Here is a 20,100-nt window from a genome sequence, read left to right as displayed (position 1 = left end):
CCCATGACCCAAGCTTTGGGTCATGGGGCGCCGTTTACGCTGTAGTGATTTTGTCCCAGTCGAGGATCTTCGCCTTCATGACGTTAGACCCATATGTCTGTAAGTTCGTGCCTCGCATGTAGATATTGCTGTTGCGGTCGGGACCTATGATTCCAATCCCCGGGTCCGCTCCGGACGCGCCCCACGGGATAGTGGCTACAACCCCCCACCTATTACCGCCGTCAGGCGTTCCAACTATGTACGTCGTCTTATTCCCGGAACCCGAATCAGGCATCTGCACATAGGCTTCCTGTCCCTGTGGACCAACCTGGGCGTAGACCGCTCGCCCATACTGTTTCGAGGCATCGTTATATGGTCCGCCCGCACTGAGGTTGAACATAATCTGCATCCGGTGCGTGTTGGGGTCCATGGACCAGACGCCGGGACCGTACCCACCTCGGTCTGGGCAGAGGCCAATACTGTTGCCGAAATCGATCAGGGCCGTCGGTTGCGCGGTGTACGGCGCGTCCGTCTGAACGTCAGGGTCAGTGTCGATCTTAATCCAAGATTTGCCGCGGTCGTCCGAGTACCCGAACCAGTTGTTGATTCCGTCCCCTTCCGAGACGTAGATCCTCCCATTGGGGCGGATGAGTGCGGTGTGCGAGTGAGAGTTCACATTGCTGTCAATAACGGTGGTCTGCTTGACCATCGTCCACGACTGCCCTCCGTCCGTAGATAGGTAACGCTTCAATGGCCACGACGGGAGAATAGCGTTGGTGTATTCGCCCCAAAGCAGCCAAGTGGTCCCCGCCACGAGGACCGGTTTGGACAAGCCAGTGTGTAGCCAGGGCCCCATGTCCAAGACCTTTTTGTACGGTCCTTGGAAATCGGTGGAAAACCACACGCTCGAGTGCGTGGAGTCGATGCCCCAGACGGCCACAAATCCGGCCGTTGTGCGGGTCACGTACTGCAAGCCACTTCCGGAACCCGCGTATGTGCGGAAGTCAGGGCCTTGCTCCGGCGGGGTGTTGAAAGAGTCTCCTGACCGGATTGGGTAAACCTGGGTGGTGGTGGAACCGTAGACGTATCCATCCGTCCCAATCGACCGGGGAACGTAGGCCACACCTGTATCGGTGAAAGAGAGCCCAATGCCGGAAACAAGAGGGCCGACCGCCTTGGTCTGCACAAGTTGCCAAGGGTTCCACCCATCTCCACTGATCGTGCGGTAAGAGCGGAAATACATGCCGGCCTTGACACCAGTGAGTGAGGAATCCCGATTTCCGGTAACCGTAAAGCGTTGAGCCCACGTTACGGAGGTCTTGGTGAAGAGGTTCTCCAAAGTACCCGTTGACACAATCGGAAGACCGATGATGTTCTGCGCCGACGCCAATGAGGGAACCTCGAAAACGCCCTCCGTGCGGAATGTGTCAAGGTTTAGGGGTGCGGCTGCCGTCGGAGTGAGGCTCGGCTTCCCCCACTGCACCGTCCCCCAAGGTCCCCAAACGCCGCCACTCTTCCGCTGCTCCCAGACATCCCCGGAGGGCCCCGGCCGCCATTCCCGTGCGGCAGTGCTGGAATCTACGACATGAACCCAAAGAGATCCAGCATTCGAGGTTGGCATCCCCAGCGCGCCAGCTACCGATGACGAACTGATGCGGTAGAGGCCAGAGTCAAGGCTGTCAAGGACCGATGCGGTAGTAAGCACCGACTGACGGTCATAACGGTTAGCCTCGAGCGTCCCGATCCTGCCGTCTTGCGTTGATCCATTCCAGTTCGTGGCGCTGTACACGGTTCCGGTGGTGAAGTTGACTTTGGCGCTGACTACGTCACCATTCGGGGCGATCCGGCGCTGCCCGGCTGTGACAGCCTCGTTGGCCTTCCAAGCGGGAATAATCCCGGCAGTGTTCTGGGCTGCTGATGCGGCACCAGCAATTACGGATGGATCAGCAGCGATGGCTTGCGCCACCAAAGGCGGAACAGCGGTAGCTACCTGCCCCGGCACGACAGCCGAGACTTGCGAGGGGATGTTGGCCCGGGCCACGCCCGCGTCCACCTGCGCGTCCGTTGGTGCCTGTGCAAGCTCAACCGCGGCTTGGGCGGCATCGGCGGCTGCCTGTGAAGCCACCTTGGCTGCGACAGCTTCGTCCCTGACGCCTTGGAAGCTGGACCGGACCACGCGGAGCCCACCGCCCACCATCTTGACCTGCGCCGAGGGTGCCACGAACGCGGGCACAAACGCCTCAGCCGAAGACGTCAAAGGGTTAGGTAACGGCAAACCGTTGAGGTCCTTCAAGGCTAGGGGTGTCGTCTCATTGGCGTCGGCGACGTCGTAAATCGTGATAGCGGAGTTGCCAGCCCGCTGGAACGTGAACGGGTCCGCTACCAGCTCGGAATCGAATGTGTAATCAGCCACAGACGGGCCTCCTTAAAGCAGAAGGGCCGCACCAATACGGTGCGGCCCTACGGGTTCTGATGTTCGGATTAGTTCGGTGCTTTGCGTTGTCGGGTGCGAGGAACGGAAGATATTTGCGGGTCCAGGCGATGACGCCGGGCATGGCTGAGATGCGGGCGAGCAGCGCCGACGCCGCGGTGATTGTGACCGCGGCGCCGGCCAACCAAGCGGTGAGCCCGGGCGGGAGTTGATGCCCGAACGTGGTAACGACGTCCTGAAGGATCGGCGGCAGGATCACGAGCAGCCCGACGAAAGCCGGGATGCCAACCTGAAACGCCGTCCGGATCGTGGTCTTCCACGGGTAGCGGGCTTGTGTTGGCTGCGGGGCGAGGTGCGTTCCCATGGGCTAGCCTTCCGACACGATGCGGAGGTTGGCCAGCGCCGTGTTTGCGCCCTTCTCCGCTGCGGCTTCCACGGCCGCCAAGTCGATCGGTTGGCCCGGCTTCGAGGCCATCTGACGGATCGCCTCGGACAAGCCTGCGTTCTGCCCTTGGATGGAGGCCAGTGCGCCGAAGATCGGCCCCGCCTGCCGCTGGCCAGCAACGCCGGGAAGAAGAGCTGAATCGATGCGGTCTACCTTCGAGGCCAAGCTATAGAGTGGCCCAGCCTCCCGCTGGCCAGCCTCACCGGCCAAAGCGATGCCCTTGACCGTCGCCGTGACGTGGTCCTTGATTTCCTTGACTTCTGCAGCGGACAACGTGTCCTCCTTAACTGGTGTGATGGAAGCGGGGCCCATGGAGGCAGCGCCGAGATAAGGGACCGGGTTCACTCGGCCGTAAAAGCGGGAGTTCAGGACGTACCCATCGGGCAGTATTTCGAAGTGAAGGTGAGGTCCAGTGGATCCGCCAGTGTTGCCGGACAGGATGAACACCTGCCCTTCGCGGACGCGGGCGCCCTTGGTCACCTTCGCGGATCCGTCCTTGCAATGCCCGTAGATGCCAATGAAGCTGTCATGGTCGATGACTGCGCAGTAACCGGCGAAACCGGGCGCAACCCACCAAGGATTGTCCCCGTAAGTGCCGCCCATCCAGCCGATATGCAGCACAACGCCGTCCGCCACCGCATGAACCTCAGTGCCGACCTCGCACTCACAGTCAATGCCAGTGTGGCCATCCGGCTGGTAGTTGCCGAACTTCTCGATGATCCAGTAGTCGGGCGAGCCGGGCATGATGTTCGCAGTCGGGTTGTCCCCAAAGTTCTGGGAAATGTTTGCCCTGACCGGATACGTCATTAGGCACCTCCTGTGCTGGCGCCCTGGCGGGCGCTGTAGTGGTCGGCGATGGTCACGCCCCGGGGCGGGGGCGGTAGATGGTCGATGCCGCCAAGGTCACGGACAACCTTGACCGCCGCGTAGATCCAATCGATGAGCCGGGAACGTTCCGACCGGAGCTCTTCAAGCTCTTCCTCAACACGCGCAACACGCGCCTCGAGGCGGCCGACCTTCGCGTCCGACTCTGCGATGACATCCTGGAACCGTTGCAATAGGCGATCATCTGCTTCAATGCCGATCTTCTTGTCTTCCCGGTCATCGGCTGGTGTCCGCCACCGTTTGCTGAATGCGGCGATCAGGGCCCCGGCAATAGTGATCAGGCCGCCGATGATGCCAAGGAGCAGCGGCAGCGGCATGCCAGCGTAAAGTGGCTCGGGGTCGGCCGCGACGGCGAAGTAGAGGTTAGTCATCGATCACGCTTTCCGTGTAGCGGTAGATGACCGTTCGGGACTTAGCCGCCGTTTTGATCATGACCATGCGAATCAGTAGTGCAGCGCAAATGATGTAGGCGAACGCGATGGCAACGGATCGGTCAGCGCCGGTTGTGAGCGCCAAGCCGACCTGCAGCAACCCATAGATCGCTGGCGCCGACATGAGCAGAACAATGCCGGTCATCTCCACCCGGAAGCCGTTTCGCCGCGTTTGGAAGCCTTGGGCCGACATCACAAGGCCGATGACCGAAATGATGAAGCCCAGCGTCGTCAAGATCCCCCACGCGAGGATGAACCATACGGGCGTTGCGTTCTGCACCGACGGGCTCTTCAGCAGCGGCAGGATCCACAGCAGGGCCAAGGCGGCCTTGAAGTGGATGAATGCCCAGTCGGTGCGGGTCAGGCCCCGGAGCGCTTCACGGATCCTCATGCGGCAGCCCAGCTCAGGCCGCCAGTGAGCAGGATCGAGAACGCTTCCTTGGGGATCAGGCCAGGGGCGTTGGATGCCTCAAACTCGAGCCACCCTGCTTTTGCGTGCCCGGCAGGGTACACGTACAGATAGACGTTCCCCATGGACGCCGTAGCTATCGGCCTGAGAACTTCGATGCCCGCCGGAAGGTGGCTCGGGTCGATCTGGCCGACCTTGAACCGGGCAGGCAGCTTCTTATCCACGTTCACGTACGTTCCAGAAGCGCCGATAGCACCACCCAGATAGACGCGGCCGTCCGAATGTTTCTGCGTGTTCGGTGCAACAATTCCAGCACCCAGCGATGCGTACCCGCCGGACAGTGCAATGGCCTTCTGGTCCGGTGCGTCCGTGGTCCAGATCGGGCTGTCGTTCTTGTCCAGCCCGTAAGACCATGTCGCGTTGCCGATTTTCACGCGTGCACCCAGCCGGGCAAGGTACCCGAGAGCCGCGGCGTCCTTGGCCACCACGCCGCCATTAGCGGCCCAGCATCGTATATCCACCACGGGATCCGGCTGGGTTTGGTTCTCCTTGATCGGCACCAACGCGATGGGTTGATCATCGATCTGACCGGGCCCGAACAGTCGGGACCCTGAGATTGCTTTGGAGGACCCGCCCGGGATGATCACGAACTGTGAAACACCAGCGGTTGGGGTCCAGTCACGGCGTACCGCGACGGTGTCCCAGCGCACCCCAGAGGCAGAGGGAGGGAACTGCAGCGTCTCATTCTGTGACGTCTCATCAGTGACCCCGCAACCCCAGCCGCCCCCGGGAGCGATGGATACTGTGCGGGTAGCGCCGGCCACGATGCTGACCTTCCAGTCACCCGGCCCGTTCACGCCGTACTTCGCGGCACCAATGAATGGGTGAGCGTTCGCCCAGGCATCCTCGTTATAGGGCTTAGCGGGGGTCGTGTCATAGCCATGAGAAGTGAATGCAACAGGCATCAGTGACGCTCCTGATTCCGCTGCCCCTTAGCCAGGGCAGCAAGTCGTTGCGCGAAGATCAGCGCGGGTTGGTTTGTCAGTTCGCCAATGGACGGTTGAGCGCTGGCATAGTTTTTGGAGACCCAGTTCAACGTGACTTCCCGGATTGTTTCCGTGATGACCAGCCCGGCGCCGACGTTCACTGGCACGCGGTCCCCGACTTGGAAACCGCCGGGCCCGTACTGGAAGATGCCCGTCCCGGCCAAGTCAAGGGATAGCCCGTTCTTCGGGCCCATCTCGTCCAACGTTTCCCGGCCCCGGGAGTCCATGACCGTGGCGGTATTGTCGTCCCGGGCGTCCCGGAACGTCTCGGCCCGCATCCCGTACTGGGATTCACGGTCAGCATCAACGAGCTGCCTGAAGTTCCGTGCAGTGTCCTCCCCTTGACCGCCGATGACCACCCTCGAGGCAGTCGGACGGGCGCGGGTCCACTTCGCGGTCTTCAAAGTCCGGCCCTGAACACGCAAGGTTCGCGGGTAAAGCTTCGGCTCGTACACGTCAAGGACAAGGTCCGAACCGACCTGCCGCACCGAAACACCAATGCCGGCTTTCTCAAGGGCAGGGAACATCTGATCGAACAATGGGTGCATGCGCAGCGGCACACCGCCGGGCACGACGGCGCCACGGTTGAAGTTCGGCGCCACCACAAGACCAGGCACGGCCAGCCGGTTCACACCGTTCTCGATCACTGCGGTTTTGATGATGCTCTCAGCGTTCCCCGTATAGGTCCGGTACGCGGATGCTGACTGGCTGCCCACTGGGGAGCCGGGGACGGGCCAGCCGAGCATGTCCTTCAACACGGCGAAGTCATCCTCAACGCTGAACGTCACGTGCCCGCCGACACCGTCAGTTTCGCCCTCTTCTGACACAATCGGGCCTGAGATAAGGTGCTGACCCTTGAACGAGACCTTCAACCGCACCCCGTCCTCCATGAGCTTAGGGATACGCTCATGCGAGAAGGGGACAGTGATGCTCATCGTGGACACGAGGTTATGCCTGATCGTGGCCGACAGTGCTGACGGGTTGCCGATCTGGCACCGGAACCGTCGATCCTTGTCATAGACCGCCACGCGGAAGACACTCACCATGGCCTCCGATACAGGGTCGGCAGCAACGCCTCAACCTCACCGGCCCCGGCTAGTGAGAGGGACAATGCGACCATGGCACCTGCCGGGATGGGCGGGAAGTCCGCCTCACCCAAGTCGGGCGTGCGGTCCACAGGGTTGACCATGTCCACCCCGATCACGCGCTCCGACGGTTTACTCGGCGCACCGGGCACGACGTCGTACATGATCGCGCCAATCCGGGCCGGATCCGAGTCGATGACCAGGCACTTACCGGCAGGCACCGGGAACGGCACCCGGGCAACAAGACCATCAACACCGACACTCGCGTCCGTGGTCTCACCGTCAATGAACCAGCGTGCATAGGATTCAACGTCGCCAGGGTTGTCTATTGCGGCCGTTGAGACGTCGGCACCCGAACCGATATTGAACAGGTGAGGGCCGTTCGGCTCGAAGAACGGCGCATACACCGGGTTCTTCCACGAACGCACAACCGGGTCACCCTCCCAGAACGGTTGTTCAGCGATGAGGTTGATGCCGTACGTTTGCCAGCCGTACCGGACCGGGTCAAAGGTGGTTGTGTGGTCTCCGTCGTCCTGGAACCGCAGGCGCAGGGACCTGCGCGAACCGTCCGGGTGCAGGATCTCCCACACTCCGGTGTCTTCCGGGTCCATGCCCTGCCAGAAGGCACGGTCGAGCTCAACCCATGCTTCCGAACCGGCATCGTGGAAAAGATGCACCGGCCAGAACACGCCACGGTCATGGACAGACACGCCCTCAAACCGCGAACCTGCAACAGCCGGTGACGACGTCGAATGCCGTTCCGAGGAAATCGAACCAAGGCCACGAACGCCCGGCATCAAGAACACTCCTGATGCCGGGGTCGTCAGCGGCCACGTAACGCCCTTCGCTGTCCACGTCATCCTGGCCCGGGTCCAAGGACTGACCGCGGGCTGCGGTGGCCGGTAAGGGGTCGCATAACTAATGCCCATGAGGCCTCCTACCTATCGGGTGAGTGCCAGCGCGTCACGCTGCTTTGTTTCGATGATTCGAGCCATCTCGTGCTCGTCGCGGACGTGGATCGGGCCGTTGAAGTTCACCCCGCCGCGCCCGGCACCAGTGGCACCGCGCTCGGCAAGGGTTTGCAGCGCCCGGTTCTGCTCGTTGGTGTAGATCGCTTCCGGCTTCCGGCTTGCGTTCAACACCTGAGTCAGGCCCGGGTTCAGGACACCGCCGTTGTCGTACAGGTACGGCATCCCGGTTGAGCCGGTGCCGATACCGTTGTCCTTGCCACCCTCTGGCTTCTTCCCTGCTTTGCCGGTTAGGAAGTCCGATGCGCTGGTCATGGCCTTCTTGCCGATGCCAATGGCCATGTCGGCCATCATTCCGCCGGCAGGGAAGGCCAGTTTGAACAGGTTTACGAGGCCGTCGATGATCGGCGCAATCGGGTCAAAGTGCCACCCGCCGCCACCGTCACCAGCCGCGCCGCCGCCGTCCAAGTAATCGGACGGGTTCACATAGGACGGCCAACCACCGTTCAGCACCATGTAGTGCAGGTGCGGCCCGGTCGAATTGCCCGTCGAGCCAACCTCGCCGATCTTCGTTCCGGCAGTGACCATCTGGCCCAGTTTGACCGCGAACGAGGACAGGTGCGCGTACCACGTTTGCAGCCCGTTCGGGTGATCAATGTGGATCTCGTTGCCGCCGCCATAGGAGGACCAGCCAGCGGACGACACACGGCCAGGACCGGCCGCCACGACGGGCGAACCAACACCGGCAGCGAAGTCGATACCGTTGTGGGTCGGGCTAAACGGCTGTGACACAGTCGCGTTCCCAATCGGGCGAACAAGGCCACCCTTCGCGTAGCCGGCCAAAGCCTTGGCCATCGCGTAGAGGTTCCCCACACCGGCCCGGGCAGTCTGCTCCTTGGTGAAAACGAACTCGCCAGCGTGCACAATGCCCGCCGGCTCATACTTCCCGCCGTCACCCGTGTAACCGCCATCGGCGAATCCTGCAGGCAAAGCAACCCTTGGCAGCTTGTCGATGCCTGGCAGTGCGCCCGCGACCGTGTTGAACGCGCCGATCAGGCCATCATTGATGACCGTATCGATGACGAACCGCACCGGAGCCTTCGCGATGTCCTGGATCGTGTCCCAAGCCTTCTTGACCGCAGCAACACCAGTCTCGAAGGCTTTCGGAATGTCGTTCTGGATGGTCGTGGACAGGAAATCGAAGACGGGCTTGATGACGGTATCCCACACCGTTTTGATGGCACTGCCGATGCTGTCGAACACCGGCTTGATGCCGTTGCTGTACAGCCAGTTCGCAGCGTTGGGGATGACCACGGTGAAGAAGTTCACCAACGTGTCGAGCACCGGCTTGACCACGTTGAGCCACACCCAGTTCACCGCGTTGCCGATGCCATCAAAGATCGGCTTGATGGCATTTTGGTAAAGCCAATTCGCAGCGTTCGGGATGACCACCGTGAAGAACCACACCCAAGCGTCCAGGGTCGGCTTCAACACGTTCAGCCACACCCAGTTCACGGCGTTGCCGATGCCGGTAAAGATTGGCTGCACAACGTTCGCGTAAAGCCAGTTCAACGCCGTCGGGATGGTAACCGTGAACATGTTCACCCAGGCGTCCAGAGTTGGCTTGATGACGCTCAGCCACACCCAGTTGATCGCCGCGCCGATGGCGTCGAAGACAGGCTTGACCGCCGTGTCGTAAAACGACTGGAAGGCAGGAGCCACAATGTACTGCAACACGGATACGACGAGCTGGAAAATGCCCCGGAAAAACAGGTAAAAACCGCCGATGATCACAGACGCCGAATCGAACATTGGCTTCAGGACAGCCGAATAGAACCAACTGAACCCTGCGGCCACGAATTTCACCGCAGCCAAGATCCCGTCGAAGGTTGGTTTCAGGATGGTTGTGTAGAGCCAGCCAAGCGCGAACGCGATACCGTCGAAGGCTGGCTTGATCGCGTTTTCGTAGAGCCATTTGAAAGCGCCGCCAACCCAGCGCAGCGCCGCGTCCACGCCGTCCTTGAACCATCCGACGTTGTTGTAAGCCCACACAAAGGCAGCCACGACAGCCGCAATAATGCCGATGATCCAACCGACAGGGCCCAGTGCGATAAACCATGCAGCCGCGATCTTGACCGCCTGAATTGTTGCCTGGGCGCCCATCATGATCCAACTGCCGATAATGGCACCCCGGGCGATGACCATGGCGGCCACGGCCTTGACTGAGTCCCACTGATACATCAGCCAGATAGCCGCTGTGATAGCACCAGAGCTGACCGCCGCTGCGGCCAAGGCGACCCAGCCGGCGATCATCTTCGCGAAGCTCCACATGCTCGCGTAGGTCGCCTTGTAGGCTGCCGATTGTGTCGTCAGCCAAGCGATTTTCACCTTCGCCGCTTCCTGCAAAGAAACGATCCCGAGGCGGATCCAATAAGGAATGAGCGAGAGAGTGATGAGCCCGACAATGATGCCGATGGGCTCCTTGAACTCCCACATCTTCGCGATGGTCTTCTTGAAAATGTCTATCGCGCCCTCGAATGCCGTCTTGAGGTCAAAGCCAGCCTTCACCAGCGGGTCGATGTCGCCGCCGATCTTGCTTACCTCATCGCGGCCCATGCCGATCCCGGCGGTGAACTTCTCAACGGCATCCTTCGCGGTATTGAAGCCGTCGTGGATGCGGAGAAGGAAAGTAACCGCGTTGGAGTCCTCAGCCCACCCGAAAGCCGCAGACAACTTGCCGGTGAAGTCACCCTTGACGAGCAAGTCGTAAAGCCCCTGAGCACCGTCGATGGCCTTACCCAGAAATTCGCCGACCTTGATGCCGGCCTCTTTCGCGCCGGCTTCAAGAGGCTTCAGCCACTCGATGGCGCCGGCGAAAAATTCCCGGATCCTGGGGTAGACGCCGGAGAGCAGGCTTGCCCCGATACGGGAAACGGCGGCCATGGTGTTCTTGAACGCGCCCTGCAAGGTGTCGCCGGACTTCAGCGCAGCCCCGCCAAGGCCGTTCTCCATTGCCTTCTGGAAGGTCTCGAAGTTGATCTTGCCCTCAGAGGCGAGGTTCAAGGTTTCCTCGGCGGTCTTGCCGAGCTCCTTACCCATGAGCTGCACAATCGGGATACCCGCGTCGTTGAGCTGCGCGATAACGTCGCCCTGGATCTTGTTCGATGAGGCGACCTTGTTGAAGATCGCACCCATTTCGCCCATGCCGACGCCCGCGATGGTTGCCGCGTCACCGGTCAGCCTGAGGGTCCGTTCCAGATCCTTGCCCGGCTTCACTCCGGCAGCCACAGCGCCCGCGGCCACCGTCGCGGCCTCGTCCATGCCGAACGCAGTGCCCTTCACGGCCGCCATGGCATCGTTCATGATGGCCGTCACGGACTCAGCCGAGTGCCCAAGGCCGGAGAGCTTCGCCTTGGCGTTCTCAATGGCCTGCAGGCGGCCGAAGCCCTTGGTCAGCGCCACGCCAAGACCGGCGATGGCTGCCCCGCCCACGGCGACAGCGCCAACCTTCAGCGCCCCGCCGAGCTTCTGGCCCATGGTCGAGCCGGCACGCTTGCCCTCAGAGTCAGCGATCCCGTCAAGCTCCCGCCCGACGCTCTGCTGCACTCCCTTGAACGATGGCTTGACCAGTACTTCAGCTACGCCGATGGTGGGCACAGGGCCTCCTATTGAGTTGTCATAGGTCCTCCGCGGAGAAACCAAACTGGCTTGCGAACTGCACAGCCCAATCGCGCTCGGCGGCCTTCATGGCCGCCTGAATTTCTGTCCTTGGGGTCGGGAACGGTTTGACGTCACCCGGTTTCCCGCCGTTGGCCTTGATCGTCGCCGCGGTGAGAACTTCAATTCCCGTGGCGATCTGACCAAGGATCGTTGCGTGAAGGTCCCATTCGGCGGTGCGCGGCGCCCACGCCGGGCCTTCCTTGCCCCGCTGCGACTCAGCGATGGCCTTGGCCGCTTCAGGATCGTTCGCTATAGCCTCGTTGAGCCTGGAAGCGGTGGGCAGCATGTCGATCAACTCGAGCAAGCCCGCCCACCGCTTACCCGCGTACCACTCCGCGAGATCCACGCCGTACTCATGTGCGAGGTCGGCGCGGATCTGCGGACGGTAGCGGGTTAGGAGCTCGCGGAGGCGCGCCCTTCCCCCGGCTTCCCAACCGTCTGCTCGTAGTAATCCATGACGCGCTGAATCAGGGCAGCATGAACGCGCATCGGGATCTTCTCAGCCTTGTACGCCGCGAAGTCCTTCTCGGAGAGCCACTTCTCAAGGAACTCAAAGTCGTTTTGGCCGGTCTCTTCAAGATCCTTGAAGAACTGGCTGGCCTCATCGGCAGGCATGTCGAAAAGGTCCGGGAAGGTGATGCGCTTACCGCCGGACAGGGCGAGGACGAACGCTTCAGGCTTCGCAACCTCAGCCTCAAGAGCGGACAGGGACAGGTGGATTGTTGGCTTGTCAGTTGCCATGGTGTTACCTCCGGGTGGTGGTGGGGTTGGTTACTTGTCGGACTGGGTGGGCTTGGCCGTGTCGGCTTCCTTCACAGCGGCCGTCTTGGCCTTCTGCTCCGTGAAGCCCTGGGCGCGCAGCTCAGCAGCTTCACGGGGCACGGAGGTCTCGACGGTCAGGCCGTCCTTGATGAATCGGGGCATGATGACTCCCTAGAAAGTTGGGGGGGTGGTCGAGGGTGTGAGCGGGCCGCGCCACCACCACCCGGAAGAACGGCGCGGCCCGCGGTCTAGTTAGGCGCCGGCAGTGAAGCCCAGCGCGGTCTTGTGCTTCAGCGCACCAGTGCCGCCCATGTAGTGGCGGACAGGTGTGCCGATCTCGTCATCCGTGAACACGTCGAACGTCAGAGAGTTCGAGATGGGGTCAGCCGAACCCCACTTCTGGGAATCTGTGGAAGCGATCTTGACCAGCCCGTAGCCGCGGCCAAGGATCCAGTTGTTGTCGGCCGGCCCGTCAGAGCCGAGCACGATAAACCGGTACTCCTTGCCCACAGGAAGGTCAGGCTCATCAAATACGATTTCGCCCGTCGCGGTGGCCTGGGTCGTCGCCGACAGGTCCGTGCCGTAGATGAGCTCCTGCACATGCTTGCGGCCCGTCTCGATGCCGGTGACGGTGATGGTGCGGGCCACCTCGCTGACGTCGGAGCGGACAGACCCGGCATAGCCGAGCGCACTGACCGAATCTGACTTCACGTCGCGGCCGAACTCGTAACCGTCCGGCGTGACCATGCCCAGTGGCAGGTATCCGAGGGCCTTGAGATCCACCAGCGCACCAGCGCCGGAGAAGATCGACGCCGGCAGCTCCACCGATGTCGGGGCAAGGAAACCAACTGCCCGCTGAATCTTCCGAATCAGGCTCCGGTCATCGGCTTCCTGCTGAATTGTCTGGAATGTGGGCATAACAATGAACCCCTTTCAAGGGCAATGTGATTTGTTGTCCCCGGTGGGGGCTAGAGGGGGCGGGACGTAACCGTGAAAGTCGCCGACGCCTTGTTCAGCGTGTCCGAGGCGTAAGGGACATCCTCGGGCACCTGATCAGATTTGATGTTGTCTAGGTAGCCGTGAGTGGTTTCGATGCCAGTGCCGCAGATGAACGCCTTGATGGACTCCAACGTGTTCACCGCTTGAGTGCCTGGCGCGTAGCATTCCAAGGTCACCCGGTCCACGCGGTCATAAAAGCCCTCAGTGCCGCCGTTCGTGTACACCAACACAATCGGGAACGGGCCCTGCAACGAGCCGTAATCGTCGGCCGGAAGATGCCACACCATCCGGACCGTCTCGTCCAAATGCTCAGTGCCGTCAATCAGGTCATTCAGGCACTCGCGCACATCCGGGAACACAAGACCATCAATCACCGTCCCACCACCTTCATGGACTCGATAACGCGGCGAAGGATCGAATCCCGGGCGTCCTTGTAAACGTGCGAGCGTTCACGGACCACGGCACCGGCGCGGCGTTCGTTAGCCCAGCCAGCAGTTACCGTGGCCGGTGCCGCTTCGTATTTGCCGCGGCCAACAGCTTCAGCGTTCCCAGCCAGCCGCTTAGCAGCCGCAAGGGTCACATCGCCGACGGCCGCTGACGTGCCAAGATCTTTCAGCCCAGCATCATCCGCGAAGTAGTTCTTGCCAACCTTGCGTAACGCCATCAGGGCCTCACTAACGCGATCTCGTCACCCAACGGCCACTCACCCGGCAAACCATCCACCGACCAGTCACCAGCCATCCGGGCAGTCACAGGAACCCTCACCCGGTCCTTCGGCAAGAACCGAAAATTGGGGTCAGGATCCCGCAACAGAACAGCCGTACTCGAAACAAGGTCCGCATGATCAACCGGCTCCGACGTCGCACGCGGGGCCACAACGCAATCCTTCAGCGGGATCTCCGTTACCGGCAACGGGTTGCCTTTCGAGTCCCTGCCACCGCCACGCAAAACCACCACATCAGTGCGCCACTTCCTAGGAAACCGCCGAACGATACCCATCAGGCACCCTCATAGATCGGTTCGCCCGCGATGTCCGCACCGCAAGAGCAGTACGTCGCCCCGAAGTTCAGATTGCACCACGGCAAATGAGTGGCGTTACAAGGGCCGGCGATGGTCACACCGAAAGCTTTCTGCGCCCCATCACCAAGAGCTTTACGCTCTTGCTTCGTAAGGTAGAAGTCGCCGTTCGGGTTGACCGGCTTGAACGTCTGCGAGAACGGGCCACCGGACTGCTGGATGCTCTCCATACCGGCTTCGTCCGACTCAGGCATAGCCCTTTTGACCACGGCACAAACGATCCGCCGGCGAGTCTTCGGATCAGCCGCACCAGCAGTCGGCACTGTGTCCAGAATGAACTGGGACGCATCCTCCAACTGGGTGTTGGCGTAAGCATCAGCGCCAACCGGGAAGTCAGGCCAACGATCCTTAAGCTCCGATAGGGAAGCAAATGGGAACGGTGTCACATCAGCCATTGGCCTGACCTCCTAGTTGTGTTGCCTATTCGGACTCGAAGAGAGCCTTGATGTCCTCGCGCTTGAGGTCCTTGATCTCTTCTTCGGTCTTGCCCTTGGCAAGTGCGTAGGCCTGCCAGTCGGCGAGAGCAGCGTTACCCGCAGGCGGCGTCTGGTCTCCGGCGCCCGGATTTTCCGGCGCGGGCTTGTCGCCCTTCGGAGCCTTGACCTTGACGGACCACTCACGGCCAAGGGACTGAGCCGTCTCTTCGTCCACGTTCACGATGACTCCCGTGACGGAGTTGATGAGGCGCGGCATCAGGCAGCATCCTCAACCACGGCGAAGCGGTCAGCGAAGACGTACCAGCCGAACACAACTTCCAGACGGAGAGCGATCTGGTTCTTGCGCTTCAGGTCGCCCTGGCCGTCCGGGTCACCGAAGCGGATCAGCTCGACAGGCAGTTCACGCTGCACACCCCACCGGACGCCGTTCTGGAAGTCGCCCACGATGGCGCGGACCTTCGTGTCAGCCGCTTCCGGGGTGCCGCCCACGGTGTTGCCCTGCGCGGCGTTGATGCCCAGGATGGACGTGACGTCCGTGCCGAAGCCGAGGTTCGGGTAGCGCTGGACGCCGGACGGGGAACCGTCAGCGTTCTTGCTCTGCAGGTTCGCCAGCGACCACGCGAAGCGCGGATCGATGGCAACACCGTTGACACCCCACGAGGTGTCAGCGTTGAGCAGCAGGCCCACCGCGGCGCGGAGGTCAGCATCAGCCTCGGCGGTACCGATCTCGACGCGCTTCGTGGTAGACGTCAGGTAGTTGTCCCACGCGGTGATGGCGGTGCCCGTGAGCGGGTTGATCCGGTGGTACAGGCCCAAGTCCAGAGCGCGGGAAAGGGCGGTCTGCCCGGCGCCAGCGAGCTGGTTCATGACGTCAAGCTGGTAGTCCTCAGAAGCCCACTGGACTTCCTGATTGAAGCGCATGGTGACCTGCGCTTTGTGAGGCTTGCCCGTGACGCTGGTGAAGCCGCCCGTGGTGGATGCCTTGTTGGCGCCTTCCTCCACGAACTCCGCCTTGGGGAAGCCGTTGAACACGATGTAGTCCGTCTCACCGAAGCGCTGCGGCTCGGCTCCGGACAGCTTAGCGACAGTGGACGTGGTGCGGGTTTGCTGGATCATGCCATCCGCGATATTACGGGGAAGCAGGACCTTGGTTTCGGTTGTACCGAATACAGCCATGGTGTTGCCTTTCGTTTATTCGGAGCCGAACAAGCTGCCTACGAACTTCCGTTCGGGGCTGCCCGGCACCTGGCCTGGGGTGCTCTCCTGGCCCGGGATGATCGGGCCGGAGGGCTTGAAGAGTTCTGCGAGCTGGTCAGCGTGTGCTTCGAGCTCTTCCTTGGTCGTACCGCGGAGAGCGTCGGCTGGTACGTTCTTGTCCTTCGCGATGGCGGAAACAAGCGCTGCTCGTTCCTTTTCCTGGGTGAAGGTTTGCACTTGGCCGGTAAGCTCACCGTTCGTGGTTTCGAGCTCAGAGATGCGCGACTGGAAAGTGTCAACCTGTCCGGCTTTCGCCTTCAGGTCGTCGTAGTCGGCATATTTCGACTGGACTCTTGCCACCCGATCCTGAATGATGCGGTCGAGGTCGGCCTGAGTTGCCGGCGCCTTGAACTCGTTGCCGCCCTGATCGTTGTTGTCTCCCGCTGCTGCGGTGTTCTCGGTGTCGCCCATGGCGAAACACCACCTTTCCGTTTGGCCCCGTCGGGCATTTTGAACCGCGCTACGGGCGCGTACCGCCTCGCGGGAGAACCGCGGAAGTCTTAGTGGGTGTGGACGCCGTCGTTGACCGCGTCCGGATGCAGCCGCCGGAAAGCCGCGGCAATGTCCTTCACGTCATTCGAGCCGGCCTCGTCACGGGCCGACTGGTACATGTCGTAGTAGTCATCCGGCAGGTAGCCGGGCGGATAATCACGACTTGACCCGATGCGGACCGCTTGGCAGTCACAGTCACCGTGATAGTGCTCGCCGTCCTTGCCAGTCTTGGCTGACCGCTCCGAAACATAGACAGCATCACGAGATGCCAGAATCAGACACCACGTACACGTCTTTGCCCCGGTCGGAACGCGGGCCCACGCGACGCCCTCACGCTTGGCGTTGAGTGCCGTCGTGGCACGCCCTGGCTGCTTCACGTACTTATCCGCAGCCGTCAACAACGGGCCGATAATCGCTTCCGGCGTGGGGGTCCAAAGATGGCTGGCAAGGTATCTCACCTTCGACTGCACAGCGTCCGCCGGGACATTGGCGGCCAGCGCCGGCCGGAACCTCCCAGAGGCGCCATCAGCCGTCCGTTGCTCCTGGTACCACTCCGCAGCTATCGAAGCGGCCACAGAGCCATACTGAGCCGTCAGTGCCGGCATGAACTCCAACAGGGCATCACGAACCATCTCGGGCTGCTTGAAGTTGAGCGACCGAACAAACGCTTCTAGAGTGTCTTGCACCCGCTTGGAGAGTTCGTTGTTGGCGGCACGGAACCGCTCAATGTCCTCCCGTGCCAACATTCACCTGATCCCCCTCAGCACGTATCGTGATCGGCTGGCCCGGAATGAATCTCACGTTATCCAGCCCTACAATGGCCGCCGCAGCATCAGCATCAACACCAGCGCGCCGCAGAGTGCCAAGCGCTGTGGCCTTGATGTTCAACGCCTCAGCCTCAGCCTTAGCCTGATCGCCCGGCGCGCCGCCACCCTGACCCATCAGAGCCATCAATGACTGCCCGGCTGCAGCCTTCGCCCGCTCGTCCAGAATCCGCCCGACTTGGTCATCATCGAAGACCGTCTCAAGCAACACCGGAGAGCTCTTCAGATCCTCATTGGCGCCGGCGAGCTTCACATACGCATCAGCGTTGGCCGACGTCGAACGGAACTCCGGATCAGCGAACCTAGCCGACAACTTCCACGACTCCTCCGGCGGCTCAGTGAGCCCGTCACGGACCATGACCGCTAGCCGCGCAATGGACGCCACAGCGTTGCTCAGCACGTACTTGTTCTGGTACGTCACATCAATCAGAAGGTCATGCTCGGCCGCCCTGATAGCCTCAGCGCTTGCCGGGTTGTCATGGATGACACCCAACGAGTTCAGAGGGATACCAGTCTCACCAGAGAACGCCGAAGCAACAGTCCGGAGCATGTCCGAGTGCGGCGTCATAGTGGCTTGCTGCAACTGCTTGATGCTCGGCGCGTTGCCGTCAGCATCACGAGTCAAAGCAATCAGCCGATCCATCGCCAGCTTGAACTTCTTCGACTCCGAAACCTCGCCGAACGAATCCGGGTCGATACCCTCAATGGCAAGCTGCGGGGAACTGTAGAACTCCGCGTTGCCTTCCATGCGGACATAAGCACGGACGGCCATGTCACAAAGAGCCATGACAGGCTGAGTAATCCTTGACCGGCCGAACGGCTTGGTCAACTGCGGATCGTAGGTCAGCGGCTCCACAAGCGTCCGGCGAATCTTGTTCTCGATCCGCTCGGCCCACCATCGCCCGATGGCATTACGAGCGCAGCGGAGAACCACGTCCGGCAAGTACACAATGAACTCGGATGGCTTGTCTTCCTTGAAGGCGGAGATCGTCAGGGCAGCGCTGATACGGCGCCGACGCCGATCCCACAAAGCCGCAGAAGTCTCGGCAGAGTGCGACTGGATCTGCACATCAGGTTCACCAACATCGCCCTTCGCCACCGTCACGAAAGCCGGGCCATGCTTGTACGCCGATACGATGCCCTGCGAAAGCTCAAGACCGAAGTTGTTCTCCGTGAGCGTCCGCCCCAACCCCAAAGGATCATCAGAACCGGGCAGCCGCAACCCCTCGAACTGCGAACGAATCGCAGGCTTCCGGACAGCCATCGTGCCCCAGCCCAGATAGAATTTCGCGTTCTTCAACTGCGGCGGGAGCATCAAGTTGAGATCCTTGAACGCCTGCTCACCGTCGTAGTACAGCGAACGCTTCAAGTTCTTATCCCGGCGGGCGCTCCACTCGGCGAGCAAACTCCGGATCTTGGACTGCTCATCATCGGTCGCGTTGTCAACACGCAGCCCAGTAATGTCAGCGGCGGTCCATGCACTCACAGGAAACCCGCCTTTCTGCCTGGTCGGCGTCTCGTCGTCTTTACGCCCCAATGGGCAAGCGTCACAGCATCCAGCAAAACCACACTCTCGCCCTCCGGAGCAGCCCAACCAAAGCCGCCAGTCGCGCCTATCTTCCGCTTCTCAGCAGCCTTCACTTGGTCGTCCAGATCCTTCTGGCCAAGGTGGGACAATTCCTTATCCTGGGACACGATGGCCGCCTCAAGCATTGAATGAGCCGCGACCACCTGATCAGTCCCAGGAGTCCAGATAACCGACTTCGGAACACCACCCTCGATGAGGGCATTCACGAGATAACCGACACCGGACTTACCGTCAACGACGATCTGTGCGGCACGCTCGTAACGTTCCAGCAGCCAATCCACAAGCCACCGCGTACCATCAGCCATCGAAGACATCTTGATGCCCTCGACATGGACAGCCCCGGCATCCGGTCGGCGTGCAGCAGCAAGAGCCACCGCGGAACCATCAATCGCGAACTTCACCGCGAACACCTGACGGCTGTCATCATCCGGAACAGCGTCCTGGCTGATCCTCAACCCATCCCAAGCAGTAACCTTGATGGCCTTCTTTGTGAGAGCTTCTTCGTCCCACTCGCCATAAGCCTCACGGCGGTAGCTCTCATCAGAGCCCAGCAACTTCCGCATGCGCTGAATCGCCGCGTCACTGGTCCGGTGAGGATAAGACGGGTTAGCCTTCGCCAACTGCTTACGGTCATCCAGATTCGCGCCCTTATCGGCCGAGAACTCGATATAGAGCGTGTCAGGATCCCCCTTCAGCGCCGCTTGGCGCACATTCGTGAAGACCTCGCCCGGGTCCTTAGGCCGCGGCGGGGTGCCCATCATGAAAACAAGACCATTCGGTGCCGCATTCGTCGCCGGCACCATATCCGACATCGCATCAGCCGTAAGGATCTGGGCCTCATCCAACACAAGGATGTCAACCTCATCGAAACCACGGCCAAAACCAGACTCACGGGCGCCGAACAAGATACGAGACCCGTTCTTGAACATGATCTCTTGCTCGCCGTTAGTCGCCCGGACATTCTCGATGTACGGGGCGATCTTCGGCTTGCGAGACATGCCCTGCATCTTCTTGAACGTCTCGTTGTGAGTCCTGGTCCGGTGAGCCGTCCAGATCACAGTCAGATTCGGGAAGAGAGTGCAAAGAGCGAAAACGATAGCGGCAATCAGATAGGTCTTTCCAACCTGCCGAGGGATCGAAAGGACCACACCACCGATGCCGGCCGCGTAGAGACCATCCTCGCGCTTAGCCAAAGCCAGGCGTGCGGCGCCATCCTGCCAAGGATCCATCGGCATGCCCATGGCCTTAGCCCTGTCACGCACAGG

General features: G+C 61.3%; 22 protein-coding genes. All 22 read right to left on the bottom strand.

The window, feature by feature from the left end; translation table 11 throughout:
• Positions 1-34 precede the first annotated feature (34 nt).
• The 22 genes from SB659_RS10475 to SB659_RS10370 all read right to left on the bottom strand — a co-directional run bounded on the left by SB659_RS10475 (position 35) and on the right by SB659_RS10370 (position 20,070).
• Positions 35-2,392, bottom strand: coding sequence for a hypothetical protein (locus SB659_RS10475; protein ID WP_410550359.1), 2,358 nt, complete (start codon positions 2,390-2,392; stop codon positions 35-37).
• Positions 2,385-2,774, bottom strand: coding sequence for a hypothetical protein (locus SB659_RS10470; protein WP_410550358.1), 390 nt, complete (start codon positions 2,772-2,774; stop codon positions 2,385-2,387). Before SB659_RS10470 ends, SB659_RS10475 begins: the two co-directional genes overlap by 8 nt.
• Before the next feature lie 3 nt (positions 2,775-2,777).
• Positions 2,778-3,662, bottom strand: coding sequence for a M23 family metallopeptidase (locus SB659_RS10465; protein WP_410550357.1), 885 nt, complete (start codon positions 3,660-3,662; stop codon positions 2,778-2,780).
• Positions 3,662-4,111, bottom strand: coding sequence for a hypothetical protein (locus SB659_RS10460; protein WP_410550356.1), 450 nt, complete (start codon positions 4,109-4,111; stop codon positions 3,662-3,664). The genes SB659_RS10465 and SB659_RS10460 overlap by 1 nt, the downstream gene beginning before the upstream one ends.
• Positions 4,104-4,562: a hypothetical protein gene (locus tag SB659_RS10455; protein WP_410550355.1), complete on the bottom strand. Its 459-nt coding sequence runs from the start codon at positions 4,560-4,562 to the stop codon at positions 4,104-4,106. Before SB659_RS10455 ends, SB659_RS10460 begins: the two co-directional genes overlap by 8 nt.
• Positions 4,559-5,545: a hypothetical protein gene (locus SB659_RS10450; protein ID WP_410550354.1), complete on the bottom strand. Its 987-nt coding sequence runs from the start codon at positions 5,543-5,545 to the stop codon at positions 4,559-4,561. Before SB659_RS10450 ends, SB659_RS10455 begins: the two co-directional genes overlap by 4 nt.
• Positions 5,545-6,672: a Gp37-like protein gene (locus SB659_RS10445; protein WP_410550353.1), complete on the bottom strand. Its 1,128-nt coding sequence runs from the start codon at positions 6,670-6,672 to the stop codon at positions 5,545-5,547. The genes SB659_RS10450 and SB659_RS10445 overlap by 1 nt, the downstream gene beginning before the upstream one ends.
• A complete protein-coding gene (locus tag SB659_RS10440; RefSeq protein WP_410550352.1) occupies positions 6,666-7,640 on the bottom strand; it encodes a hypothetical protein in 975 nt (324 codons plus the stop codon). The genes SB659_RS10445 and SB659_RS10440 overlap by 7 nt, the downstream gene beginning before the upstream one ends.
• Before the next feature lie 12 nt (positions 7,641-7,652).
• A complete protein-coding gene (locus SB659_RS10435) occupies positions 7,653-11,336 on the bottom strand; it encodes a peptidoglycan DD-metalloendopeptidase family protein (protein ID WP_410550351.1) in 3,684 nt (1,227 codons plus the stop codon).
• Between the two features lie 19 nt (positions 11,337-11,355).
• Positions 11,356-11,745 carry a hypothetical protein gene (locus SB659_RS10430; protein ID WP_410550350.1) on the bottom strand — a complete coding sequence of 130 codons (390 nt, stop codon included), beginning with the start codon at positions 11,743-11,745 and terminating at the stop codon, positions 11,356-11,358.
• A gap of 47 nt (positions 11,746-11,792) precedes the next feature.
• Positions 11,793-12,140, bottom strand: a complete 348-nt coding sequence (locus tag SB659_RS10425) for a hypothetical protein (protein WP_410550349.1) — start codon at positions 12,138-12,140, stop codon at positions 11,793-11,795.
• A gap of 30 nt (positions 12,141-12,170) precedes the next feature.
• Entirely contained in the window at positions 12,171-12,323 is a 153-nt protein-coding gene (locus SB659_RS10420) for a hypothetical protein (protein WP_410550348.1), read from the bottom strand.
• Between the two features lie 90 nt (positions 12,324-12,413).
• Positions 12,414-13,079: a hypothetical protein gene (locus SB659_RS10415; protein ID WP_410550347.1), complete on the bottom strand. Its 666-nt coding sequence runs from the start codon at positions 13,077-13,079 to the stop codon at positions 12,414-12,416.
• 50 nt (positions 13,080-13,129) lie between these two features.
• Entirely contained in the window at positions 13,130-13,534 is a 405-nt protein-coding gene (locus SB659_RS10410; protein WP_410550346.1) for a hypothetical protein, read from the bottom strand.
• Positions 13,531-13,824, bottom strand: a complete 294-nt coding sequence (locus tag SB659_RS10405) for a hypothetical protein (RefSeq protein ID WP_410550345.1) — start codon at positions 13,822-13,824, stop codon at positions 13,531-13,533. Before SB659_RS10405 ends, SB659_RS10410 begins: the two co-directional genes overlap by 4 nt.
• A 334-nt stretch (positions 13,825-14,158) precedes the next feature.
• Positions 14,159-14,632: a hypothetical protein gene (locus tag SB659_RS10400; protein WP_410550344.1), complete on the bottom strand. Its 474-nt coding sequence runs from the start codon at positions 14,630-14,632 to the stop codon at positions 14,159-14,161.
• 25 nt (positions 14,633-14,657) lie between these two features.
• Complete coding sequence (locus tag SB659_RS10395; RefSeq protein WP_410550343.1) at positions 14,658-14,930, bottom strand: hypothetical protein; 273 nt, start codon at positions 14,928-14,930, stop codon at positions 14,658-14,660.
• Positions 14,930-15,850, bottom strand: a complete 921-nt coding sequence (locus SB659_RS10390; RefSeq protein WP_410550342.1) for a major capsid protein — start codon at positions 15,848-15,850, stop codon at positions 14,930-14,932. The genes SB659_RS10395 and SB659_RS10390 overlap by 1 nt, the downstream gene beginning before the upstream one ends.
• A gap of 15 nt (positions 15,851-15,865) precedes the next feature.
• Positions 15,866-16,342, bottom strand: a complete 477-nt coding sequence (locus SB659_RS10385; protein WP_410550341.1) for a hypothetical protein — start codon at positions 16,340-16,342, stop codon at positions 15,866-15,868.
• Between the two features lie 89 nt (positions 16,343-16,431).
• A complete protein-coding gene (locus SB659_RS10380) occupies positions 16,432-17,169 on the bottom strand; it encodes a hypothetical protein (protein ID WP_410550340.1) in 738 nt (245 codons plus the stop codon).
• On the bottom strand, positions 17,147-18,733 hold the full coding sequence (locus SB659_RS10375) for a phage portal protein (RefSeq protein WP_410550339.1): 1,587 nt from the start codon (positions 18,731-18,733) through the stop codon (positions 17,147-17,149). Before SB659_RS10375 ends, SB659_RS10380 begins: the two co-directional genes overlap by 23 nt.
• On the bottom strand, positions 18,730-20,070 hold the full coding sequence (locus SB659_RS10370) for a terminase large subunit domain-containing protein (protein WP_410550338.1): 1,341 nt from the start codon (positions 20,068-20,070) through the stop codon (positions 18,730-18,732). The genes SB659_RS10375 and SB659_RS10370 overlap by 4 nt, the downstream gene beginning before the upstream one ends.
• Between the last annotated feature and the right edge of the window lie 30 nt (positions 20,071-20,100).

The organism is Arthrobacter sp. SIMBA_036 (assembly GCF_046535135.1).
Classification (GTDB): Bacteria; Actinomycetota; Actinomycetes; order Actinomycetales; family Micrococcaceae; genus Arthrobacter.
The sequence above is the reverse complement of the archived record's forward strand: the minus strand, read 5'-3'. Positions and strand labels throughout refer to the sequence as shown.